Source organism: Pseudarthrobacter sp. NPDC058196, assembly GCF_042882685.1.
GTDB lineage: Bacteria > Actinomycetota > Actinomycetes > Actinomycetales > Micrococcaceae > Arthrobacter.
The window spans coordinates 37,896-55,595 of record NZ_JBHVVN010000017.1; the positions used below are offsets into that span (position 1 = coordinate 37,896).

The 17,700-nt window shown below is 65.8% G+C and carries 17 protein-coding genes and 1 pseudogene; 15 read left to right on the top strand and 3 right to left on the bottom strand.

Translation table 11 applies throughout. From position 1 onward, the window contains the following. Positions 1–143 precede the first annotated feature (143 nt). Positions 144–1,346, bottom strand: coding sequence for a chaplin family protein (locus tag ACFVVC_RS20275; protein ID WP_387457512.1), 1,203 nt, complete (start codon positions 1,344–1,346; stop codon positions 144–146). 88 nt (positions 1,347–1,434) lie between these two features. Further along, positions 1,435–2,460 carry a hypothetical protein gene (locus tag ACFVVC_RS20280; protein WP_387457515.1) on the bottom strand — a complete coding sequence of 342 codons (1,026 nt, stop codon included), beginning with the start codon at positions 2,458–2,460 and terminating at the stop codon, positions 1,435–1,437. Between the two features lie 168 nt (positions 2,461–2,628). Here ACFVVC_RS20280 and ACFVVC_RS20285 point away from each other — a divergent pair, with 168 nt between their 5' ends. Further along, positions 2,629–3,417 (top strand): alpha/beta hydrolase, encoded by a 789-nt coding sequence (locus tag ACFVVC_RS20285; RefSeq protein ID WP_387457518.1) that lies wholly within the window; start codon positions 2,629–2,631, stop codon positions 3,415–3,417. Between the two features lie 41 nt (positions 3,418–3,458). After that, positions 3,459–4,394 carry a carbohydrate kinase gene (locus tag ACFVVC_RS20290; protein WP_387457521.1) on the top strand — a complete coding sequence of 312 codons (936 nt, stop codon included), beginning with the start codon at positions 3,459–3,461 and terminating at the stop codon, positions 4,392–4,394. Between the two features lie 3 nt (positions 4,395–4,397). Here ACFVVC_RS20290 and ACFVVC_RS20295 read toward each other — a convergent pair whose 3' ends face one another. After that, entirely contained in the window at positions 4,398–5,267 is an 870-nt protein-coding gene (locus ACFVVC_RS20295; RefSeq protein ID WP_387457524.1) for a ThuA domain-containing protein, read from the bottom strand. A gap of 117 nt (positions 5,268–5,384) precedes the next feature. Between ACFVVC_RS20295 and ACFVVC_RS20300 the strand changes: the two are divergent. The 13 genes and pseudogenes from ACFVVC_RS20300 to ACFVVC_RS20360 all read left to right on the top strand — a co-directional run. Continuing rightward, positions 5,385–5,717, top strand: a pseudogene (locus ACFVVC_RS20300) (DUF6379 domain-containing protein); the annotation flags it as partial. A 120-nt stretch (positions 5,718–5,837) separates the two neighbouring features. Then, positions 5,838–6,677 (top strand): sugar phosphate isomerase/epimerase family protein, encoded by an 840-nt coding sequence (locus ACFVVC_RS20305; RefSeq protein ID WP_387457667.1) that lies wholly within the window; start codon positions 5,838–5,840, stop codon positions 6,675–6,677. 30 nt (positions 6,678–6,707) lie between these two features. Continuing rightward, complete coding sequence (locus tag ACFVVC_RS20310; RefSeq protein WP_387457527.1) at positions 6,708–8,180, top strand: DUF6379 domain-containing protein; 1,473 nt, start codon at positions 6,708–6,710, stop codon at positions 8,178–8,180. A gap of 166 nt (positions 8,181–8,346) precedes the next feature. Then, on the top strand, positions 8,347–8,574 hold the full coding sequence (locus tag ACFVVC_RS20315) for a DUF2188 domain-containing protein (RefSeq protein ID WP_387457530.1): 228 nt from the start codon (positions 8,347–8,349) through the stop codon (positions 8,572–8,574). Positions 8,575–8,793: 219 nt separating this feature from the next. Continuing rightward, entirely contained in the window at positions 8,794–9,993 is a 1,200-nt protein-coding gene (locus ACFVVC_RS20320; RefSeq protein WP_387457533.1) for an ATP-binding protein, read from the top strand. Positions 9,994–10,241: 248 nt separating this feature from the next. Further along, positions 10,242–11,540: an ABC transporter substrate-binding protein gene (locus ACFVVC_RS20325; protein WP_387457536.1), complete on the top strand. Its 1,299-nt coding sequence runs from the start codon at positions 10,242–10,244 to the stop codon at positions 11,538–11,540. Positions 11,541–11,594: 54 nt separating this feature from the next. Next, positions 11,595–12,554 (top strand): carbohydrate ABC transporter permease, encoded by a 960-nt coding sequence (locus ACFVVC_RS20330; RefSeq protein ID WP_387457539.1) that lies wholly within the window; start codon positions 11,595–11,597, stop codon positions 12,552–12,554. A gap of 3 nt (positions 12,555–12,557) precedes the next feature. Then, entirely contained in the window at positions 12,558–13,394 is an 837-nt protein-coding gene (locus ACFVVC_RS20335) for a carbohydrate ABC transporter permease (RefSeq protein WP_387457542.1), read from the top strand. A 5-nt stretch (positions 13,395–13,399) separates the two neighbouring features. Beyond that, the gene (locus ACFVVC_RS20340) at positions 13,400–13,771 is read left to right on the top strand and encodes a nuclear transport factor 2 family protein (RefSeq protein ID WP_387457545.1); all 372 of its coding nucleotides are present in this window, start codon (positions 13,400–13,402) and stop codon (positions 13,769–13,771) included. A 33-nt stretch (positions 13,772–13,804) separates the two neighbouring features. Continuing rightward, positions 13,805–14,581, top strand: coding sequence for a TIM barrel protein (locus ACFVVC_RS20345; protein WP_387457548.1), 777 nt, complete (start codon positions 13,805–13,807; stop codon positions 14,579–14,581). Beyond that, the gene (locus ACFVVC_RS20350) at positions 14,578–16,137 is read left to right on the top strand and encodes a GMC oxidoreductase (protein ID WP_387457551.1); all 1,560 of its coding nucleotides are present in this window, start codon (positions 14,578–14,580) and stop codon (positions 16,135–16,137) included. The genes ACFVVC_RS20345 and ACFVVC_RS20350 overlap by 4 nt, the downstream gene beginning before the upstream one ends. Before the next feature lie 64 nt (positions 16,138–16,201). Beyond that, positions 16,202–16,597, top strand: coding sequence for a DUF6379 domain-containing protein (locus ACFVVC_RS20355; protein WP_109044134.1), 396 nt, complete (start codon positions 16,202–16,204; stop codon positions 16,595–16,597). After that, complete coding sequence (locus ACFVVC_RS20360; RefSeq protein ID WP_387457554.1) at positions 16,594–17,697, top strand: sugar phosphate isomerase/epimerase family protein; 1,104 nt, start codon at positions 16,594–16,596, stop codon at positions 17,695–17,697. The genes ACFVVC_RS20355 and ACFVVC_RS20360 overlap by 4 nt, the downstream gene beginning before the upstream one ends. The last annotated feature ends 3 nt before the right edge of the window (positions 17,698–17,700 follow it).

A 17,700-nucleotide genomic window follows, 5' to 3' on the forward strand; every position in this document is an offset into this window, starting at 1 on the left:
GCGTGGGGCGCGGGAGCGGGCGCCGGCGGGCCGGCTGGGGCCGGCTCGCCCGCGCGGGGGCGGTGGGGGGCCCGCTTTCGGGTCCCGGGCGGGGCAAAGGGGGGGGGGGCGGCCCAGGGCAGCCCGCCGCACGCGGGATTGGGTCAGCCCTGCTTCCGGCGCAAGACCAGCGTTAGGAGACCGCCGAAGGCCAGGAACAGCAGGCCCACCAGCAACATGCCGGTATTCACCCCAGTGTTGGCGAGGACCGTCGGGGCTGCAGCATAGTTGGCCTGCATTGGAGCCGCCGCGGCGCGGACGTCAGTGGCGCCGGCCGCCGGCTGGGCCGCCGGAACCTCTGTCACCGGGGTGGTGACCGTCGGGGTGGTGACCGTCGGAGGGGCAACTACCGGGGGGTTCACGACCGGAGGAGTAACCACCGGGGGGTTCACAACTGGCGGCGTGACAACCGGGGGATTCGCTACTGTGGCCGTCGAATCACCAATCACGCCCACAGACGTTGCCCCCAGGGTGATGGGAACGGTGATGGGTGCCACTACCTGGGTTCCGGATGCGATGCCGTCAGTACCGGTGGTGGTCGCAGCGGGCGCGGGGCCTGCTGGTGCCGTGCCCGAAGTTGCGGGGTTCTGGGCGCTGGCAGCTGAATCCCCGACGAGACCCACAGACGTGGCCCCGAGGTTGATTGGCGCGGTGATCGGGGCGGCCACCTGGGTTCCGGATGCGATGCCGTCAGTACCGGTGGTGGATGCGGCGGGTGCCGGAGCAGGTGCTGCCGGTGCCGTGCCCGAGGCTGCGGGGTTCTGGGTGCTCGCTGCCGAGTCGCCTAGGGCGCCCACGGAGGTTGCCCCCAGAGTGATGGGAACGGTGATCGGGGCGACCACTTGGGTTCCGGATGCGATGCCGTCAGTACCGGTGGTGGTCGCAGCGGGCGCGGACGATGCCGGTGTCGTGCCCGAAGGGGCGGGGTTCTGGGTGCTGGCGGCTGAATCCCCGGCGAGGCCAACGGAGGTTGCCCCAAGGTTGATCGGCGCAGTTACAGGCGCCACCACCTGGGTTCCGGATGCGATGCCGTCGCCGCCGCCTGTGGATGCGGCGGGTGCCGGAGCGGGTGCTGCCGGTGTTCCGGCATTCTGCGTGCTCGCTGCCGAGTCGCCAACAAGGCCCAGCGAAGTGGCTCCGAGGTTGACCGGGATGTTGATCGGGGCCACCACCTGAGTCCCTGAAAGAAGCCCGTCATTTCCCGAGGTTGTGGTGTCTGCTGCGTTGGCGGCGACACCGCCGAAGGCCAGCAGTCCGCCGGCGAATGCGGTACCGAGCAGGCACCTGCGAATGTTGCGATGCATCATTGTGAGTTCTCCTGAAAAGTTGAAGTGGGCATACTGTTCAGCCCGGAATGGCTCAGATCCCGCACGTGAATGCGCGGAGGGGCCTCAACTAGTCAGGAGATGATCCGGGGTCGAAGGACACCGGTGCGGGGGCCGCCAGCAGGCGGCCTTCGATGGCGGCGGTACCCGCCGCAGGGATGTAGAGATGGTGGGCGTTGAGCCACGCGGGAAAGGCCGGGCCGTTGCCGCCGGAGGGGCTGCTTCCGCCGGTAGTGGCACCCGGTATGCCCGGGAGGGCGTCCGAAGGTTCATGGATTGGAGCGTGGTCCGGGCCGGCTTCGGCAAGTGCCGGGGCATTTGCCGCCGACTTCATTCGGGTGTCACAGGCCGGGCCGGTTCCGGGCAGGGCGCCCCATTGACTCATGGTGGCCCGACCCAGCGCGGTGGCAGCGGCATCGCTGTTTGCGACCGTGACAGACGCATCCGCCGCTTGGCCAGCCTGCGGAACGCCGGTCACGGGAGGGCTGTTGGTCGACGCCGGTTCAGGGGTGACAATGTCGATGGCGTCGGTGACCACGGGGAGAACCGTGTCAGGGTCAGCCGGGTGTAGACCGGGAAGCGGAACTGCGTCCATGACCGGTTCCACGATGGGCTCAAGCGGCTCAAGGACGGCGCCGGCAACCGGGGCCACGGTTCCCACTGCACGGTCCACCACGCTATCGACGGTGCCGGCGACCGGGTCCACCACCGTACCCACCGTTCCGGCCGGCACTACCCTGTTGACCACAGGGACGGCCTGCACAACCTGGTCAGCAAGGCCAGATACGTCTTCCGCCGCCGGGCGCAGGGATGGCGTGGGGATCAGTGCCGAAAAACTCGGGACAGTCGCACTACCCGGACCCTTGACGGTGGCTTCCACCGGTTCAAGGGCACCTTTGGCTTGATGCGCAACGTTGGTGGTGACTGAGCGAAGGGGTGATCCAACGGATCCCAGCAGGGAATGCCGGGAGTCTGAATCATCGGCGCCGGTATCAGCGGAGGCGCCGCCGGCGGACAGCGCTATCCACGCGGCAGCAGCGGCGATGGCAAGCAGGAGGGGACGGAGAAAAGCCCATGATTCACGATGTGACTTCACTCAGAACGCCTCCCCCCAGAGATTGCTTTTACAAGCAACACCCACCATAAGCACAGGTCAGAAGCCAAGTCCAGCAATTAGACGAATTAAACAAGAGGGAACTTTCGCTTTCGCCGGAACGTTCCGGCGGGCCGCCAGCCCCACAGCAGCCCCTGTAGTCTCTGGCACATGGTGCAGCGGCTGAAGTACTCGTACGGTGCGGACCCCAGCCAATGGGGCGAGCTCTTCCTGCCCGATCCTCCCGCTGGCGGGCAGCGCCGGGGGGTGGTGGTGGTGATCCATGGCGGCTACTGGCGCTCAATGTACGGGGCTGAGCTGGGGGAGCCGCTTGCCAGGGATCTCGCCGAACATGGGATGGCCGCCTGGAACCTGGAGTACCGCCGCGTGGGTAATGGCGGGGGCTGGCCCACCACCTTCCAGGACGTCCTGGCCGGGATCGACAAACTCGCCGAACTGGCTGGCGAGTACTCCCTTGACCTCGGCAAAGTGGTGGCCCTGGGCCATTCTGCCGGCGGCCATCTTGCCGTCTGGGCCGCGGGCCGTGGGCGCCTGGCCGGGCTGGGGCCGGGCGCGGAGCCCGCGGACACCGGCGGCGTCCGCCTCGCCGGGGTGGTCAGCCAATCGGGCGTCCTGAACGTGGCTGAGGCCGAGCGTCTCAATCTCAGCAACGGTGCGGTGGCCAACCTGCTTGGCGGACCGTCGTCGAAATTTCCCGAACGGTACGGCACCGCGGACCCCATGGCCGCGCTGCCGCTGGATGTCCCGGTCTACGCGGTGCATGCGGAGGCGGACGACGACGTGCCGCTGGCCATGTCTGCGCTGTACGTCGACGCGAGCGGGGCCGGGGGCGTGCCTGCGCAACTGGTCATGGTCCCCGGTGACCACTTCGACCTGATCAACCCCGAGTCACCGGCGCATGCGGTGTGCCGCGAACTGACGGCCCAGCTGCTGCGCTGACATGAACTGCTGACCCGGCCGCTTTCTGGCAGAGTATGACCATGCTCACAGTTATTGGCGAAGGCCTTGTCGACGTCGTCCAGCGTGCCTCGGGAATCGAGGCGCACGTGGGCGGCAGCCCCCTCAACGTTGCGGTCGGCCTGGCCCGGCTGGACCATCCGGTGCAGTTCATCGGCCGCTATGGCCGGGACGCCTACGGCGACTCTGTTGCCGCGCACCTTCGCGCCAGTTCCGTGCTGCTGCCGCTGCCTCCGGATGAGTTGCCTACCAGCGTTGCCACCGCGTTGATTGACGACGACGGCGCCGCCACCTACACGTTCGACCTCGCCTGGGAGCTGCCCGGCATCGCAGGCCGGCTCGGCTTCATGCTGCAGGGCACCACGCTGCTGCACACCGGCTCCATCGCCACCATGCTGGCGCCCGGCGCCGCCGAGGTGCTGGCCGCCGTCGAGCATGCCCACCCGTCCGCCACCATCAGCTTCGACCCGAACTGCCGCCCCAGCATCATTGCCGATGTGGACTACGCCCGCCGGCAGACGGAGAAGTTCGTGGCACTCTCTGACGTGGTGAAAGCCTCCGACGAGGACCTTGCCTGGCTCTACCCCGGCCGGGATGTGCTGGACTCGGCGCGCGCATGGCTGGCGCTTGGCGGGGAGGAGGGCCCGGCCCTGGTGGTGGTGACCCGCGGCGCGGACGGGCCCTGGGGTATCTGCCGGGCCGGCGAAGCGTCAGTGCCCGCGCCCAAGGTGGAGGTGGCGGACACCGTGGGCGCCGGTGACTCGTTCATGGCCGCGCTCCTCTCCGGCTTGGTTGACCGGGAGCTGGACGGCGCGCAGAACCGCGAGGAACTGCGCGACCTGCCCGCCGAAGGGCTGGCCGAACTCCTGACGCACGCTGCCCGTGCGGCGGCCGTCACGGTGTCGCGCCCCGGCGCCAACCCGCCGACCCGGACCGAGCTGAACGCAGTGGGCGGGTAGCCGCTACCCCTCGTGGTTGTAGTACGGCCACGGCAGGAAGCGGCGCTCACCGCGCCGGTCCGGCCCTTCCAGGGTGACTTTCCCCGCCGCGGCCCACTCAACGCCGCGGGGGAACATCCGGATGAACTCAATCCGCCGGAAAGTGTCGATATCGTGCCCGATGGTGATGGTGAAGCTGCGGCCCTCGCCGTAGTTGTTGATCCAGGCCAGCGGCTGCTGCGTATTAATGCCCGAAAGGCCGCTTGGTCCTTCCGGCGGGATGGCCACGGGATAGTGGGACATCGGCCACATGGGTGCCTGCTCGTAGGATTCCAGGTCGTCGAAGACTGAGAGAAGCACTTCTGCTCCTTCATAGAGTTGGACGCCGGTCAGGATGTCGTCGCCGGTCACCGTCCAGGTCCCGCTGATGCCTTCGGTGATGGGGTGGCGGGGCTCGGTGGTCTGCAGCAGGGCTTCCCCCCACGGGCGCGGGCGGAGTCCGGTGGGCACGCTGAGCTTCGCACCACGCATGATGTTGTACTCCTCTGGGTAGCCCCAGTCGTCCTCCTGCACGGCAGAGCCGTGGAACCAAACGATGCCCTTGCCGTCCTGGTGCACGAATTTCAGCAACGCGGCGTCGGTCTCCGGGCCGAATCCCACCGCCTTGTCGTGGTAGCCGTCGCGGCCCTCGAATACCACCACGACAACGTCGTACTTGTCGATGACATTCGGCCCCAGCCCCCGCGGGTCCTCCACCACCCTGACCCGGAACCGGCCGGTGTCCTCGAGGACGGTGGTGAGCCACTGGTTGTGCTGGCGGAAGCTGCGGACCTCGTTGTCGTGCTCCCGGGTCATGTGCCCGGACAGGATGAGGGCATTCAACATCTCGGTCATGGCATCAACGCCTCAATTCTTGAAGTAAGAGAAGTTAGGATGGAAGTCTACATACTTTAGTAGAAAAACGACATAATGCTGGTATGCTCGATGGGAACCTAGAGAGAGTGAGCAACGATGCTTCTCGAGAGAGACCTCATCCAGTCGGCCGGCTTCCGTAATGTCACCGAAGGCGGCCGCGTCACGGGCTTCCAGTTCCGCCTCCGGATGCCCTCCTACCGGGGCATGGCCGCGTCCCTTATCGACGGCATCGCCGTGCGTGTCGGCGGCCTGGTGGACGTGGAACCGAACGTCCCGTTGTGGAGTTTCGGTGGCCGCACGTTCACCCTGCAGCAGCTATAGGACAGCGACGGCGTCCGATGGCCGCTGGAGGAAGCGGCGGTGGTCACCGTGCCGTTCGACGGCGGCCTTCCGCAGGGAGTGCACGATCTTACGGTTGAACTGCGCCTCCGGATGTCCTACATTCCGGTGGAGCACCAGCCCACCATCCACCGGGTCAGCCGAAAGGTCACGCTGGCCCCCGAAGGCGGCGAGGGTAAGTTCCGCTACGGCGTCTCCCTTTACAGCTATATGGGCGACTACGGAACGGTCCTGGACCTGGAAACCGCGCTGGCCCACGTGGCCGACGTCGGCGCCACCGGGGTGGAGATCCTCGGCGAGGCGCATATCCCGGGATATCCGGAACCCTCGCCGGCCTGGATCGACACCTGGTTCAACCTGCTGGAAAAGTACTCCCTCGAACCCACCAACTACGGGTCGTGGATCGACACCCGGCTGCACCCGGGCCGGTCCATGACCGCCGCGGAAGGGGCGGAAGCGCTCCAGCGGGACCTGAAACTCGCCGGCAGGCTGGGCTTCAGCTTCGTCCGGCCCAAGATCGGCGTTGTCTCCAGCGACCTTGTACCGGACCCCATCTGGACCGAATCCGTGGAGCGCTCGCTGGACCTCGCGCATGAGCTAAGCGTGGTCATCTGCCCCGAGATCCACTCCCCAACACCCATCAGGCACCCCGTGGTGGATGACTACATTGGCTTGATCGAGCGCACCGGCACGAAGAATTTCGGCCTGCTCATCGATACCGGGATCTTCCAGGACCGCCCCATCCCGCTGCGTGAAGGGGAGACCCGGGAGACCCGCCCCGCGTTCCTGGACGGCATCGGCGTGGACCCGGCAGACCTGAAGGACGTAGCACCGTACGTGGTTTTCATCCAGGCAAAATTCCATGAGATCAACGAACAGTTGGAAGACCAGCAGATTCCGTGGCGCCCGGTGCTCCAGGCCCTCAAGGACTCCGGCTACACCGGCTTCCTCTCCAGCGAGTACGAAGGCGACCGGACCCCGTGGCGGGCCATCGAACAGGTGAGGCGCCAGCACGCCCTGATCCGGCGCATCACCTCCGACCTCGACTGACCCATTCCTGCTCCCAGTAAAGAGATGCCCATGCCAAACGGACTCCTTGACGAATCCAGCCTCCGGGCCCACCCGGAGGGCCTTGCCCTTTCCCTGACCCTCCCGTGGTACCGGAGCCTCTGGCTCTCCTCGGTCACCAGCCTCAGGCTCACCATCGACGGCGAGGAAATCCCCTGCAGGGACCTGTCCCTGGAACTGGGTGGCATCCGCTACGCACTCCCGGACCTGCCCGCCCAAAGCGAAACCCTCTGGTACCTCCAGGACCACCCCCTCCTGATCGCCAAAAGGGCCAATGCGGCTACCCTTGGCAGCCGGCACACGGTCCAGCTCGTCGGTGAGCTGCGCCTGCCGTACATGCAGATTGCTCCGGGCCGGGATGGTGGTCCGGGCATGTATGTCCCCAACTTTGTGAACCAAACGCTGGAAATGACTGTTACGGACAGGCCTGCGCCTGCGCCTGCCCTGGCAACGGCGGACACGCCGCCGGCGCCTACGGCTGGCGGGGATCCGTTCTCGCTTGGCCTGACACTTTATTCGGCAAGCGCCGAGTTCAGGGCCGGCTGGTACGACTTCGACGGCCTGCTCAACCGCGTCGCAGAGCTGGGAATCGGCCCCGGCATCGAAATTGTGGCATCCCAGGTGTTGCCCTCGTATCCGCGCGTCACGGATGATTTCGCCCGGTCGTGGCACGCTGCCTTCGACAAGCACGGCTTCACCGCCAGCTCCCTTGGGGCCAACCTGGACATGGGACGGCGGCGCGACCGTGACATGACCCCGGATGAGGAGTACGAGTTCACGGAGACTCTCTTCAACGGAGCCAAAAAACTTGGCTTCCCGCTGGTCCGGATCCAAAGCGCCAAACCGGACCTGCTGCGCCGGCTCCTGCCCTTGGCCGAGAAATTGGAACTCCAGCTCGCTTACGAGATCCATGCCCCACTGGGGCCGAACTCGCCGGAAATCATGAAGGTCCGTGACGTGTATTCGGAGTTCGATTCACCGATGCTGGGATTTGTCGCCGACTTTTCCTCGACCATGCACAGTATGTCGCCCACGCTCCTCCGGGCCGTCCGCCGTGCCGGCCTTGACGACGAAGCAGTGGAGCGGCTGCAGGCCATCTGGGCCACCGATGCGCCGATGCGGGCCCGCCAGGAGGACTTCATCGGCTACCTCAAAGGCCGCGCCTTCGATCCCGCCCGGCTTGGCTCCTTCGCCCATCTCGCCTTCAATATGCACGGCCATGTCAGTCCGCGGGAATGGGCGGACATCATGCCCCAAATTCTCCACGTCCACGCCAAGTTCTACGACATCGACGACGACGGGAACGAGCCCGCAATCGACTATCCGGAGCTGGTGCGCGTCTTCGTCGAGGGCGGCTACCGCGGCTACTGGTCGAGTGAATGGGAAGGCCATGCCTTCGCTGAACTGGGAGAGGTGGACCCCTTGCTGCTGGTGCGCAGGCAGCATGACCTGATTCGGAAGAGCATGCACTCGGTCCCGGCTTGAAAACTAAGCATGCTTTCTATTAGTTTGGTGTCAGCTTCTCCGCCGCCCCCCAATAGGCGGAGTGGTTGCCAGGAAGGCCCCGCTTTACCACGTGTGCTGCGGGGCTTTTCGCTATCCGCGCTTGCGCAGCAGGTGTCTTGGAACCGAACGGCAGAGGGAGTGTGCAATGGCTCAGGGTGATATCGAGACGTACTACGAAGACGGCCAGTGGAAGAATAAGCGCGAGGGCGCTGATCGTGCTTTTGGTGCCGATTACGGAACCAAGGAAGAGGCAGTAGCCGCCGGCCGCGACGCCGCGAAAGCGGACAAGGTGGAACACGTCATCAAGAACCAGGATGGCCAGATCGGGGAGAAGTACAGCTACGGCAACGATCCCCGGAACGTCCCGGGCTGATTGGTATGCCCCCATGGCGCCGCGGCGCCGGGGAAGGCAAAGAGGGCCGGCTCATCGATGTGAGCCGGCCCTCCTGTGTTCTCCCCGCGCGGAGGCGCCTGTATGGGATGCTGGACCGGTGGACGATCCCGGCATGGAAGGCTTGGCCACCGCGTGTGCGGATGGCCGGTGCTTCCAGTGCCCTGATGACAAGGTGCGCAGGCCACGACGGTGAACGAGATGGTCCGCGACGCAGTCCTCGCCGGAACCGGACTGCCAATTCCTGGTCCGGACGGATATGTCGACGTTCCGGCCGCGTCGGAACGGTTGCAGAATCTTGTTGAACTGGCGCGGACGGTTTGTGGCCAGCCGGTGACGGCCATCAACATCATTACCGAAGACCTCCAATACCAGGCAGCCACGGCGGGTATGGAACCGTACATGTGCACCAGGGAAGACTCGATGTGCGCGGTCGGGTTCCTCAGCGGTGAACCAACCGTCCTCGAGGACGCTTCCCTGGATCCCCGGTACCGAGACAATCCCTACGTGGACGGCCGGCGCAGCAGTGTCAGGTTCTACGCTTCCATTCCGCTGGTGACCGACGACGGGTTCGTCCTCGGCACCCTATGTGCCGGCGCCCGGGAAACCGGCCGGCTCAGCGGCGAACAACTCCGTGGCCTTGAAATCCTCGCAGCCCAAATCGTCGATGTCCTGCAGCTGGAACACCGCGCGCGGCGCCTTGCTGATGCGCTGGCCGAGGCCGAGCGGAGCAACACCCTCCTGGCGGAGTTTGCCGGCAGGATCAGCCACGACCTCCGCAACCCGCTGACCTCGATCCTCGGATTCGTGGAACTGGGCGAAATGGATGCAGAAGCAGGGGACGATGCCCGGCTTCCGGAGTACCTGGGCATTGTGGGCAGGACCGGGCGGCGCATGTTGGCGATGGTGGAGGACGTCCTGGCTTTCGCCACCATTGGCGGCGACCTGCAGCCGGCCGCGGTTTCCCTCGCGGACCTGGTGGGGGAAGTCATCGCGGACCTGGCCACCGCCGTGGAGGAGTCGGGGGCGTCCGTGGTCTCGGGGGAGCTGGTATTTACCGCTGACCCGATCCAAACCCGGGTGCTCCTGCAGAACCTCATCCACAACGCCCTCGCCTACCGCCGGCCCGGCGTCCCGCCGGTCATCCACATCACCGGTCACCGCGGCGAAGACGGTGCGGTCCTGCGCGTGATCGATAACGGCAAGGGCATCGCCTCCGGCGACCGCGAACGCGTGCTCGATCCGCTGGTGCGCCTTGACCGCCAGGGGGACCCGCCCGGATCCGGCCTGGGCCTGGCAACCTGCGCCCGGATTGCCGCCGCGGCCGGCGGACGACTTGACCTCGGGCCCGCCATCGAGTCAGGGACTGTCGTCACCGTTCACCTCGGACCCGGCAGCTAACCAGCCGCCCCGATGCCTGCGGCCTCCATGAACGGGCCGTACATCCGCTCATGGCGGCCCCGGTTGTGGACCGGGGCCGCCATGCACTGCTATCACGGCTCTTGATGCAATCCTTCTGCGAACCTTCGTGAAACTTATGTCTGTCATCTGCAATACTTATGTGCTTTTTCTACACATCTCCCGCATACTTGTGAGTGACCGGGGTCACGACCCCGGATTCCTCGACAACGAAGTCTGAAAGGCTGGACATGACACAGCACCGTCGCTCCGCGGGATTGAAGGTGGTCGGCGCCCTCGCCGTTCCCACCATTGCGGCCCTCGCCCTCTCTGGCTGCTCCACCTCCGCCAGCAGCACCTCTTCTTCCGGTGGCTCCCAGGAATTTTCCCTCTCCTTTGCCACCTCCAACAACATCGAGAGCCCCTTCCAGACGCTGGCGGAGGACTACATGAAGTCCCACTCGAACGTGAAGATCACGTTCAACCCGCAGCCCAATGATTCCTACGACCAGACCCTGCGGACCCAACTCCAGGCTGGCAACGCCTCGGATGTCGTGGTCACGACTCCCGGTTCCGGCCAGGGCCGCAGCATCCTGCCCCTCGCGCAGGCAGGCTTCCTGGAGCCGCTCGACGATGCCGCCAAGAAACTGGTTCCGTCGGGCAGCGACGCCCTCTTCGGTGCGGACAGCAAGGTTTACGGGCAGGCCATGGAGATCACTGTCGTAGGCCTGGTGGCCAACGAAACGGCCGCCAAAGCCTCCGGCATCACCGACTTCCCCGCAGACTTCGCCGCCTTGGAGAAGCAGTGCAAGAACCTTCAGTCTTCCGGCAAGTCCCTCTTCGCCCTTGCCGGGGCGGCTGCCCCCAACACCGGGCTGATGGCCATGTCCCTTGCTGCCAGCCGGGTCTACGCAGGCGATCCTGGCTGGAATGCCAAGCGGACCGCAAACCAAGTAACGTTTGCCGGCTCGGCCGGGTGGAAGTCTGCCCTCGACGCCGTGAAGAAGCTCAACGATGCGGGATGCTTCCAGCAAGGTGCGGCCGGCGCAGGATTTGATGCCATCACCCAAGGCCTTGCCAGCGGAACATCCGTTGCCGGCTTCATCCCTGCCCCAAGCTGGAAGCAGCTGAAGACCGCTGCCGCCGGTTCTGAATTCGATGTGCGTGCCCTCCCGGCCGAGCAGGCCTCGGACAAGGCCTACACGTTCGCCAGCGCCAACTACGCGTTCTCCATCAACGCCGCCTCCAAGAACAAGGACGCTGCCAAAGCATTCCTTGACTGGGCGGCTGAGCCGGAACAGACCAAGGCCTTTGCCGAGATTGACGGCGCCCTTCCCGTCAGCGGACTGGACAGCTATGACTTCAACGGCAGTGCCTACAAGAACGTGGCCGACCTGATCAAGGGCGGAAAGTACGGGCCCCTGCCCAACAGCCAGTGGCCCAACTCGTCGGTCTACGACGCCCTGGCCACCGGCGTCCAGGGGTTGATCACCGGGCAGAAGACCACTGACCAGGTCCTGCAGGCCATGGATGCCGCTTGGGGACAGTAAGTCTTCCACTCCACTACCGTTCCAGCGACTCAACGGGACAAGCAAGGAATTATCATGACTGCGACGATGCAACCCAAGAGCGAAGCAGCAGAAGCACCCCGGCGAGGCAAGCGTGCCCCGGGGACGGGCAGGCCTGCCCGTCCCCGGTCCCGCTCCCTGGAATTTGGGCACTGGTGGTGGGCGCTCCCCGGGATCGCCCTCGTCATCGCCATCCACTACGTGGCAACCGGGATCGGCGGGTTCTTCGCCTTTACCAACTGGACGGGAATCGGGTCCTTCAAGATCACCGGGTTGAACAACTTCGAGGCAATCTTCAAGGACCCCACCAAAGTTGGTGCCCTCTCCAACACGCTGTTTCTCGCGTTCGGATCGGTACTGCTGGGCAACATCGCCGGATTGATCATTGCGCTGGGACTCAACCGCGTCGTGAAGACGCGCTACATCCTCCGCACGCTTTTCTTCATGCCGGTGGTCCTCAGCCCCCTCGCCACCGCCTACATCTGGAAGTACATCTTCGATTTCAACGGTCCCATCAACGTCCTGCTGAAGGCGGCGGGCCTCGGTGAACTGGCAAAACCCTGGCTCGCCGACCCGCAGTGGGCCATCTGGACAGTCCTGGTGGTCCTCGTGTGGTCCTCCACCGGGTTCGCCATGGTGATCTTCATGGCCGGACTCACCGGTGTTGCGGTGGAGGTCGAAGAAGCCGCGGCAATCGACGGCGCCAACCAGTGGCAGCGCTTCCGGAACGTCACCCTGCCGGCGATCCGTCCCGCCGTCGCGATCGCCACCACGCTGGGCATTGTCCAGGGCCTCCGGGTCTTCGACCCCATCATGGCGCTCACGGGCGGCGGCCCTGCAGGGGCCACGGAAACGCTTGCCACCCAGGTGTACAAGCAGGCATTCGCGCTGGGCAACTTCGGCGGCGGTGCTGCCCTGGCCCTGGTGCTCGCCTTCATCATCCTGATCTTCGCCGTGATCCAGCAGCGGCTGACGCGATCGAATCCTGAGGACTGACCCATGTTCCGCTACACGAAATTCACCCTGATCCGCGAAATCGGACTGTGGGCCCTGGCCCTGGTCTTCCTCGCCCCGTTCTACTTCCTGGTGACCACGGCGCTGAAGCCGGACAGCGAAATGTACACCACCTCCGCCCTGGCACTTCCCGCCAATCCGGACTTTGGCAACTTCGTGAAAGTCCTCACGGCAACGGGCAATTCCAACGTTATGGCCGGCCTGGTCAACAGCGTCATCATCACCACCGGGAGCATCCTCGGGTTGATCGCACTGGGGTCCATCACCGGCTACGTTATTTCCCGCAGCACCCGCAGGTGGAGCAAGGCGGCGTACTACCTCTTCCTGGTGGCCATCATCCTTCCGGGCCAGCTCGGCGCGGTGCCGCTGTACATGGGCGCCCGTGGCCTGGGGCTCACCGGATCAGCCTGGGGCCTGATCGTCCTGTACACCGGGATGCTGCTGCCGCTCTCGATCTTCCTGTACTCCAACTTCTTCCGGAGCCTCGGAACAGACTACGAGGAAGCCGCCACGATCGACGGCGCCAGCAAGACCCAGGTCTTCTCCAAGGTGGTGTTTCCCATGATGGCCCCGGCCACCGGAACGGTCACCATCTTCGCCGGACTGATCGTGTGGAACGATTTCTTCACCTCACTGATCTTCCTCGGCGGATCCGCCAACCAGACGCTCCCGGTAGCCATGTACTACTTCATCGGCTCGCTGGTCTCGAAGTGGAATTCCATCTTCGCGATCGTCATCGTGTCCATGATTCCCATCCTGGCGTTGTTCCTGTTCGCGCAAAAGCGCTTCATCCAGGGCTTCTCCGGCGGACTCAAAGGCTGACCCGCATGGCCGGCAACCGCGAGGCGTTTGAACGCTTCGTGGAGATCTTCTACACCCAAAAAAGGGTGCGGGAAGCGTTCGAGTTCCTTGTTGCCGATGAGTACAAGCAACACAATCCCACCATCCCGGACGGCCCGGAGGCCGCCATCGGAATGCTCACGCCGAAGTTCGACGGCTCACCGGACTCGCGCTTCGAGGTCCAGCGGATCCTCGTTGACGGAGACCTGGCCATGGTGCACGTCCGGGCGTCAGGACCCGGGCGTCCCGACGCCGCCGTCGCCGATATCTACCGCTTCGAAGCCGGGCGCATCGTGGAGCACTGGGACGTGCTCCAGCCCGTCCCGGACCACCCGGTCCACGACCACCCCATGTTTTAGCCAACACATTTCCGAGAATTCCAGGAGACCAGCATGTTCCAGCTCGCACCCAATATCGACCTTTTGTTCTCCGAAGCAGGCGACAGCGCCGCAGACCGCGTACGCGCGGCCGCCGCGGCAGGCTTCGATGCCGTGGAAATGTGGGGTCCCACCGGAAAGGACATTCCCGCCCTCAAGGAGGCGCTGCAGGAAACCGGCGTCCAGCTCACCGCCCAGCTCGCCGAGCCCCGGATGCAGTTCATGATCCCGCCCAAGGACCACGCCCCCTTCTACACGGGGCTGGATGCCGGCGTCGAGGTGGCACGCCAGCTTGGCTGCCCTAGGATCGTGGTGGGCAGTGGCACCGGCTTCGGCGGCCGCAAACGGCAGGACCAGCTCGATGAGCTCATTGAGATCTTCACCAAGGGCATTGCCCACATCGAAGGCTCCGGGATCACCCTGGTTCTGGAGCCGGTCAACATCCGGGTGGACCACCCCGGGGCGTTGCTGGACCGGACCTCCGAAGCCGTATACGTCGCCAGGGGAGTGGACTCACCGAACTTCGGCGTCCTTTACGACCTCTACCACTCAACAGTGGAGGGAGAGGACGTGGTGGCCGAGCTCGCCAACGCGGGCCGGCTGGTCAAGTACGTCCAGATTGCCGACGCACCGGGCCGCGGCGAACCGGGGTCGGGTTCCATCGACTGGGCCGCCAGGCTCACCGACCTGCAGGACAGCGGCTACGCCGGCCCCATCGGGCTTGAGTACTACCCCACGATTGAGTCCGCCAAGTCTGTCCGGCGCATCCAGGAACTGGCGGCAGGACGGTGAGCACCAGCCGCTACCCCGCCTCTGTCGATGTAGCCATCGTCGGCAGCGGGCCCACCGCATCCGCGTACGCCCGCATCCTCAGTGAGCGGGCCCCTGGCGCCAGCATCGCCATGTTCGAGGTGGGACCAACAGTCAGTTCTCCGCCGGGCGCCCACGTCAAGAACATCGAGGACGAGGCCCGGCGTGCCGCCGCCCAACGGGCTTCGGAAGGCCCCGGCCCCGGGGCTGAGACGGTCAACTCGCCCGGCGCCGTGAAGAGCGGCGAACGGCGCGCCCGTCCCGGAACCTACCTGTTGCAGGACGGCTACGCCTTCCCGGGCGAGGACGGCATGCCCGTCGCTGCAATGTCCAGCAACGTGGGCGGCATGGCCGCCCACTGGACCGCCGCCTGCCCGCGCCCCGGCGGAAAGGAACGCATCGGGTTCCTGCCGGACTTGGACCAGCTGCTGGACGAAGCCGACCGCCTCCTCGGCGTCACCACTTCTGCCTTTGAAGCGGCACCGTTCTCCGGCCTCGTCCACGATCGGCTCGCGGCCGCCGTCGACGACGGCCGCAGCCCGGCCTTCCGCGTCCAGCCCATGCCCCTCGCCGTGCACCGGCGAGGTGACGGCCGCCTCGTATGGTCCGGATCCGACGTCGTGATGGGTCCTGCCACCCGGGATAACCAGCGGTTCGACCTGTTCGACGAGTCCCTGGTCCGGCGGGTCCTGGTTGAGGGCGGCCGTGCCGCCGGGGTGGAGGTGGGAGACCGCCGCGGTGGCGGCACGCACCGGATTGCCGCGCGCTATGTGGTGGTGGGCGGTGACGCGCTGCGCACCCCCCAACTGTTGTGGGCTTCCGGGATCCGGCCGGAGGCCTTGGGCCGTTACCTCAATGACCAGGCCCAGGTGGTGTTCGCCACCCGGCTGCGCGGCGTCGGTGCCGAGGAGGGGCGGTCCAGCGCGGACGGAGCCCTCAGTGAGCAGAGCGGGGTGACGTGGGTGCCGTACACGGATGAGATGCCGTTCCATGGCCAGATCATGCAGTTGGATGCTTCACCCATCCCCCTTGCCGACGACGACCCGGTCGTTCCCGGATCGATCGTGGGGCTGGGGCTGTTCTGCGCCAAGGACCTCCAACGGGACGACAGGGTCGCCTTCGACGACGCCGCCGTGGACAGCTATGGGATGCCTGCCCTGCGCATCCACTACAGCCTGACCGACAAGGACCGGGAGGTGCTCGAGCGGGCCAAGGAGGAGATTGTGCGGCTCGGCAGGGCCGTGGGAGAACCGATCGACGAGCGGCCGTTCGTCCTCCCGCCGGGTGCCTCGCTGCACTACCAGGGCACCACGCGGATGGGGCAGGAGGACGACGGCGGAAGCGTGTGTTCCCCGGACAGTGAGGTCTGGCAGGTCCCTGGCCTCTTCGTGGCCGGCAACGGCGTGATTCCCACCGCCACGGCGTGCAACCCCACCCTGACATCGGTGGCGCTCGCGGTCCGCGGCGCAGCGAAAATCGCGGCGGAACTCGCCGACGCTTTACTTATGTCTGATTCAGACAATAGAATGACTAAATAATGAATAAGCGCACGTTGCCGCTATTCCGATGCCGGCAAGGCATGCCGCAGACAAGGAGGTCTCGATGATCGCCGACCGCATAATCGAGCAAGGAACACTTACCAGCCAGGACGGCCGCGCCGCCGTCGAGGTCCGCATTCCCTGGTACCGCGCCCTCCCGGGATCATGCATCGCCGGGGCCGCCCTCACCATTGACGGTGTTGCCGCACCGGAGGAATCGCTGCGCTGGACCATGAACAACCGCACGTTCAGCTTCGGGGAGCTCGTGGACCAGACCGGCGAATGGTGGTTCCCCTTGGACTCCGCCGTCCTTTCCGGGGACCTTCCCGTCGATCCTTCCAAGGCAGGGCACGAGGTGCGGGTGGACCTGAAGCTCTACATTCCGTACATCATCACCGACCACGGCGTGCTGCACATCGAAGAGCACGACACCAAGACCATGAAGGTGGCACAACGATGACCAGCCTTGGCACGCCCATCCAGGGCGTCACCCTCTACAGCTTCACCCGCGCCTTCCACGGCCGCCAATACGATCTCGACGGCCTGATCCGCAAAGTGGCGGCCGAGGGCTTTGGGCCCGGGCTCGAAATCATCGGCTTCTCCAGCCTGCGCGGCTTCCCCGACCAGGTTGATGACAACTTCGTGGGCCAGTTCCGGGACCTGGTGGCCGAGGTGGACCTGGTGCCCACCTCCCTCGCCGTCAACGTAGACACCGGCATCCGCCGCGACCGGCTCATGAACCACGATGAACTGGTCGAATACATGCGCAAGCAGATCGAAGTGGCCGCCCGGCTCGGCTTCCCGATCGCCCGCGTGCAAATCTCGCTGACGCCCGACGCCATGGAAAGCCTCTTGCCCGTCGCAGAAAAGTACGGCGTCACGCTGGCGCTGGAAGTCCACGCCGACCAGCACGGGGCACACGAACGCGTCCTTGCGCTGCGCGACCGCTACGAAAAGCTCGATTCCCCGCTCCTGGGGTTCACCGCAGACTGGGGCGCCACCGTCACCGGCTTCGCTCCTTCGCTGTTGGAAGCCTACCGCCGCCGCGGAGCGTCCGAGGACCTGCTCCGCCAGGTAGTGGACTTGTGGAACGGTTTCTACGCGGAAGGACCGCCCAACACCCAGAAGGTCCACGGCGAGCGGTTCGGCGCCTTCATCGGCCTGGCCGCCCGCAACGGCCGCCCGGACCTGGGCATCGACTTCGCCATCAACGGAACCGGCCTTTTCGGCCCCGCACCACTGGACACCTGGCTGGAAATCATGCCGTGGGTCCGGCACGTCCACGGAAAGTTCTTCGGCATCGACGAGAACGGCGAAGAGCCGTCCGTGCCGGTGCGCGGCCTGGTCCGCCAACTGGTGGAGAACGGCTATTCCGGTGCGATCTCCAGCGAATACGAAGGCTGGCACTGGAACAACTGGCAGGACCCGTTCGACATCATCCGCGGCGAGCAGGCCGTCCAGCGCTCCGCCGCTGCCGACGCCGGCTCGGCCATGATCACCGACGCCGCCGAAGCGCGCCGCATCCTCAACAGCCACCTCGCCCAGCCCGTCCGCGGCTGACAC